Origin of the sequence: Arthrobacter sp. TB 26, assembly GCF_000427315.1 — a bacterium.
Taxonomy (GTDB): domain Bacteria; phylum Actinomycetota; class Actinomycetes; order Actinomycetales; family Micrococcaceae; genus Arthrobacter.
Genome location: NZ_AUPJ01000416.1, coordinates 1 through 5,485, shown reverse-complemented (window position 1 = coordinate 5,485; position 5,485 = coordinate 1). Strand labels below are relative to the sequence as shown.

Sequence of the window (5,485 nt, the reverse complement as noted above, 5' to 3'; positions counted from 1 at the left end):
CTGCAGCGTCAGGACGCCGACGGCGGATCCGTTGACGTCAATCGCAAAAGGTACTCGGGAGTCCTCTTCCAGCCCGATCAGCACCATCCGCAGCGGATCGCCGACGAATCTCCGCTGGCCTTCGGTGACTTCGAGCCCGGCGATCTCGCCCAGCTTGATGGCGCGCGCGTCGTCGTCGAGGTTCTTCAGCGGCAGCAGCCACACATTTTCAGGCATGACAGAAGCGTACCCACACCGGCGGGCTGCCCGGGACCCGGGCCAGGTCTATCGGCTCAGAGCGCCGCGTCCTTTGGCGGCCCGGCCGGGTCCATCCAGAAGACTTCCCACAGGTGGCCGTCCGGGTCCTGGAAGCTGTGGGTGTACATAAAACCGTAGTCCTGGGCCTCCTGCGAGGGTGCGCCGCCGGCGGTCAGCGCCGTCCGGATGAGCTCGTCGACGGCTTCGCGGCTGTCCAGGGAAAAGGACATGATGACTTCGGCGGCCCCGGACACCTCCGCGACAGCCTTGGACGTGAAGGTCTTGAAGTACGACTCGACGAGCAGCATCACAAAAGCGCCGTCGTTGACAATCATGCACGTGGCGTTCTCATCGGTGAAGTCAGGATTGAACGAAAAACCCAACGCGGTGAAAAACTCCACCGTCTTGTTGAGGTCTTTGACGGGGAGGTTCACAAAGAGTTGTCTGGCCATGCGGATAACGTAGCACCGCGCCTGCGGGGTGTCAGCCCCGGATCTTCTCCCCCGGTGACCCGACGGAGCGCCGGTAGGGAGTCACTGGCCGTAGAAAATTCGCTCAAACACGCTCCGCGCCCGGCGGCTGAGCCGGAGGTAGTCCTCCTCGAGGGCGGCGGCGTTGCCCTGCCCGTAACCGCACCAGCGCGCCACCGCCTCCAGGTCCCGGCGTGAGGACGGCAGCACATCCGAGGCCCGGCCGGTCCAGATCACGTTGGCCGAGCGGATCCGGCTCGCCAGGCGCCAGGCACGGAGCAGGATCACCACGTCCCCCGCGTCGAGGAGGCCGACGGCGGCCGCGGCCTCCAGCGCCTCGACGGTGGACGTGGTCCGCAGCCCGGGGTGCTGCCCGGCGTGCTGCAATTGCAGCAGTTGGGCCAGCCATTCGACGTCGCTGAGGCCTCCCCGGCCCAGCTTCAGGTGCCGGGCTGGGTCCGCTCCGCGGGGCAGCCGCTCGGCTTCCACCCGGGCCTTGACGCGCCGGACCTCGCGCACGTCCTGCTCGGGGAGCGATTCGGGGTAGCGGATGGGGTCGATCAGAGCCACGAAGTCGGCGGCCAGGTCGTCGTCGCCCGCCATCGGGCGTGCCCGCAGCAACGCCTGTGCTTCCCATACCAGCGACCACCGGCGGTAGTACTCGGCGTAGGACTCCAGCGACCGCACCATGGGCCCGCTCTTGCCCTCCGGGCGCAGGTCGGCGTCCACCATCAGGACGCGCTCGGCGAGGATGGCGGGCTTCAGCGGCTGGGTCAGCAGGTTGGAGAGCCGGCTCACGATCTGCAGCGCCTGCTGCTGGGCGTCGTCCTCCGGGACCCCTGGAAGCCCGCGGTGCACGTACATGACATCAGCGTCCGAGCCGTAGCCGATCTCCCGGCCGCCCTGCCGTCCCATCGCGACCACGAGCACACGTGTCTTCAGCGGCCCCTCGGCCGCGACCATGGTCTCCGCGACACGCAGTGCGCCCAGGACCGCGGCCCGGTCAGTGTCGGCCAGCGCCGCGCCGACCTGGTCCTGGTCCAGCAGCCCCGCGCTGTCCGCGATCGCAATCCGCAGGATCTCCCGACGCCGGATCAGCCGGATGAGTCGCATGGCGCTTTCCGGCTCGGCGTGCCGGGACATCTTCGAGGCGATCTCGAGCCACTGCGCCTCGAAGGTCAGCGGCACCAGTTCCTTGTCCGAGCCGAGCCAGGCCACGGATTCGGGTGAGACCTCCAGCAAGTCCGCGATCAGCCGGGAGTTGGACAGCACGTGGCAGAGCCGCTCGGCCGCCGCCGTCGAATCCCTGAGCATGCCCAGGTACCAGTGGGTGGTGCCGAGTGCTTCACTGACGCGGCGGAAGGCCAGCAGGCCGGCGTCGGGGTCCACACCCTCCGCGAGCCAGCCGAGCAGGATGGGCAGGAGCTGGCGCTGCAGCGCGGCCCGGCGGCTGACCCCGCCCGTCAACGCTTCGATGTGCCGCATGGCGCCGACCGGGTCGAGGTAGCCGAGGGCTGCGAGGCGCCCCTGCGCGGCTTCCGGACTGAGCCTGGCTTCCTCGCTGCTGAGCGCCGCCGCGGTGTTGAGCAGCGGGCGGTAGAAAATGCGTTCGTGCAGCTCGCGGACGGAGCGTTTGGTCTTCCGCCACGCCGCGACAAGGGCATCGGGTTTGGGCCGTTCGCTGGAAAAGGGTCCCAGGACCGCCTTGGCGAGGGCCCGCAGCGAGGCTTCCTTGACCGGCATGAGATGGGTGCGGCGCAGCTGGAAAAGCTGGATCCGGTGCTCGAGGAGCCGGAGGTAGCGGTAATCGCGGTCGAACTCGGCAGCATCGGAGCGGCCGATGTAGCCGCCGGCGGACAGGGCGGCGATTGCCGAGGTGGTGTCTCGGCAGCGCAGGGTCTCGTCGGACTTGCCGTGCACCAGCTGGAGCAGCTGGACCGTGAACTCGACGTCCCGCAGTCCTCCGCGTCCCAGCTTGATCTGCCGCTGCTCCTCGTCGGCAGGGATGTGCTCGGTGACGCGTCGGCGCATGGAACGGACGGACTCCACGAAGCCTTCCCGGCCGGCGGAGGACCAGATCAGCGGTGCGATCGCAGCCTCGTACCGGGCGCCGAGCCCGGTGTCCCCGGCAATGGTCCGGGCCTTGAGCAGGGCCTGGAATTCCCAGCTCTCGGCCCAGCGGGCGTAATAGCTCTCGTGCGAGGCCAGGGTCCTGACCAGCGGCCCGGACTTGCCCTCCGGACGCAGGTTCGCGTCGACCTCCCACAGCCCCGGTTCGCGGCCGACGGACATGATGGCCCGGGAAATACCGGAGGCCAGGGCCGTTCCGATCGTGCTGGCGCGCGAATCGTCGAGGTCGCCGGAGTCGATCACATAGATGACGTCGACGTCGGAAATGTAGTTCAGTTCGCGGGCACCGCACTTGCCCATGCCGATGACGGCAAGCCCGACGACGGCCACCTCCGCGGCGCTGAACTGCTCGGCGGCTTCAGCCCGGGAGACGGCCAGGGCGGCCTCGATCGCGGCTCCGGCGAGATCCGCCAGTTCGGCGCCGGCGGCGGGCATGAAGTCCAGCGGGTCGGCCGCGCAGAGGTCCTTCACCGCAAGCTCGACGAGACCGCGCCGGTACTCCGTGCGGAGCGCCTCGTAACCTTCCTGCCCGGTCAGTGCCGCAACCGGGCGGGCGGATGTCGGATCGGCGCGCACGGACTGCAGCAGCCTCTCGCGCAGCACGGCGGTGTCCGCGGCCCGCGGTTCAGGGCTGGCCGTCACCTCGAAGGCGTCCAGGTGTTCGGGGTGCCGGATCAGGAACTCGCCCAGCGCCTCCGACGCACCCAGCACCCGGTAGAGGGGCTCGCTGCGTTCCAGGTCCGCGACCGCAAGCTTCCGCAGGTCGTGATGCTTTTCGATCAGGCGTACCAGTGACTGCAGCGCCGTGTCCGGGTTGGCGGCGAGCTGCAGCCCGGCGAAGAGGACGTCCTGGTCCAGGCCCGCCAGCTCCGGGGCAGCCAGGAACCGTTCGCCCTTTTCCAGGTCCCCGAAACCGGCCGCAATGAGGCGTCGTGCCAGGCTCACCCGGGCCGCCTAAAGGATGCCGAGGTTGCGCTGCAGCTCGTAGGGCGTGACCTGGAGACGGTAGTCCTGCCACTCGGCACGCTTGTTGCGCAGGAAGTGCTCGAACACCTTCTCGCCGAGGATTTGCGGCATCAGCTCGGAATCCTCCATGGTCCGGATGGCCTCGTGCAGGGACGCCGGGAGCGGATCGTGGCCCATGGCGCGGCGCTCGGCCGAGCTCAAGGACCAGATGTCGTCCTCGGCGGCGGCGGGAAGCTGGTAGCCCTCCTCGATACCCTTCAGCCCGGCACCGAGCAGCACGGCGTAGGCGAGGTAGGGGTTGGCTGCGGAATCGATGCCGCGGTATTCGATCCGTGCGGACTGGCCCTTGCCCGGCTTGTACAGCGGAACCCGGACCAGGGCAGAGCGGTTGTTGTGGCCCCAACTGAGATAGCTCGGGGCTTCTCCCCCGCCCCAGAGCCGCTTGTAGGAGTTCACGAACTGATTGGTGACCGCAGTGAATTCGGGCGCATGCTTGAGGATGCCGGCCATGAACTGACGGGCCGTCTCGGAGAGCTGGAATTCCGCTCCGGCCTCGTAGAAGGCGTTGGTGTCGCCCTCGAAGAGCGAGAAGTGGGTGTGCATGCCGGATCCCGGGTGGGCGGTGAACGGCTTCGGCATGAAGGTGGCGTAGGTGCCCTGCTGCAGCGCGACCTCCTTGATCACCGTGCGGAACGTCATGATATTGTCCGCGGTCTGCAGGGCGTCCGCGTAGCGCAGGTCGATCTCGTTCTGGCCCGGGCCGGCCTCGTGGTGGCTGAACTCCACGGAGATGCCTACCGACTCGAGCATGGTCACTGCGGTCCGGCGGAAATCCTGGGCCACACCGCCGGGAACGTGGTCGAAGTAGCCACCCTCGTCCACCGGGACCGGCGAACCGTCGGGGCCCGGGTGCTGGGACTTCAGCAGGTAGAACTCGATCTCGGGGTGGGTGTAGCAGGTGAAGCCCATGTCCGCGGCCTTGGCCAGATTGCGCTTGAGGACGTTGCGGGGATCAGCAGCGGAGGGTTCGCCGTCGGGCGTCAGGATGTCACAGAACATCCGCGACGTCGCTTCGGTCTCGCCGCGCCAGGGCAGGATCTGGAAGGTTGCGGGGTCCGGCTGGGCCAGCATGTCGGATTCAAAGACGCGGGCCAGGCCTTCGATTGAGGAGCCGTCAAAGCCCAGGCCCTCCTCGAACGCGCCTTCCACTTCGGCCGGGGCCAGTGCCACGGACTTCAGCGATCCGACGACGTCGGTGAACCACAGCCGCACGAACCGCACGTCGCGCTCTTCGATCGTCCGCAGGACAAACTCTTGCTGGCGGTCCATACTGGCCTCTTTCCGGTTCTTTCGTCCGTGCCCCAGGCCCGTCGTGCATGGGTCCCGCAGCTGCTCACGGTTCACTTTACTAATCATTGCCACCGTTTGCTGGCACAGCTGCCCCGCGTAACACAGCGTTAACACTTGGAGCCCGAAATTCGCCGCCGCGCGCCACCGCAGCGGGGTCCGGCCGGCGCCCGTGTGATGTGATTCACCTGACCACGGGCTGGAGCCCGGTAGCTAGGACCCGCGGTATCGCACTACGCTCGTGCCATGGCCACAAGCACCAGCCCCGATTCCAGCATGCCCGCAGAGCTAGCCGCCCCGTATGGCAACGGCCCGGCAGCGCAGGCCGCCGGCAC

Annotated in this window: 3 protein-coding genes and 1 pseudogene; all 4 read right to left on the bottom strand. The window is 68.2% G+C overall.

Features of this window, described 5'->3' with window-relative positions:
• Positions 1 to 216, bottom strand: a pseudogene (locus K789_RS0115960) (GNAT family N-acetyltransferase); the annotation flags it as partial.
• A gap of 56 nt (positions 217 to 272) precedes the next feature.
• The gene (locus K789_RS0115955) at positions 273 to 689 is read right to left on the bottom strand and encodes a VOC family protein (protein ID WP_024367628.1); all 417 of its coding nucleotides are present in this window, start codon (positions 687 to 689) and stop codon (positions 273 to 275) included.
• An 81-nt stretch (positions 690 to 770) separates the two neighbouring features.
• Positions 771 to 3,782 (bottom strand): bifunctional [glutamine synthetase] adenylyltransferase/[glutamine synthetase]-adenylyl-L-tyrosine phosphorylase, encoded by a 3,012-nt coding sequence (locus tag K789_RS0115950; protein ID WP_024367627.1) that lies wholly within the window; start codon positions 3,780 to 3,782, stop codon positions 771 to 773.
• 9 nt (positions 3,783 to 3,791) lie between these two features.
• Positions 3,792 to 5,132, bottom strand: a complete 1,341-nt coding sequence (glnA, locus tag K789_RS0115945) for a type I glutamate--ammonia ligase (protein WP_024367626.1) — start codon at positions 5,130 to 5,132, stop codon at positions 3,792 to 3,794.
• Between the last annotated feature and the right edge of the window lie 353 nt (positions 5,133 to 5,485).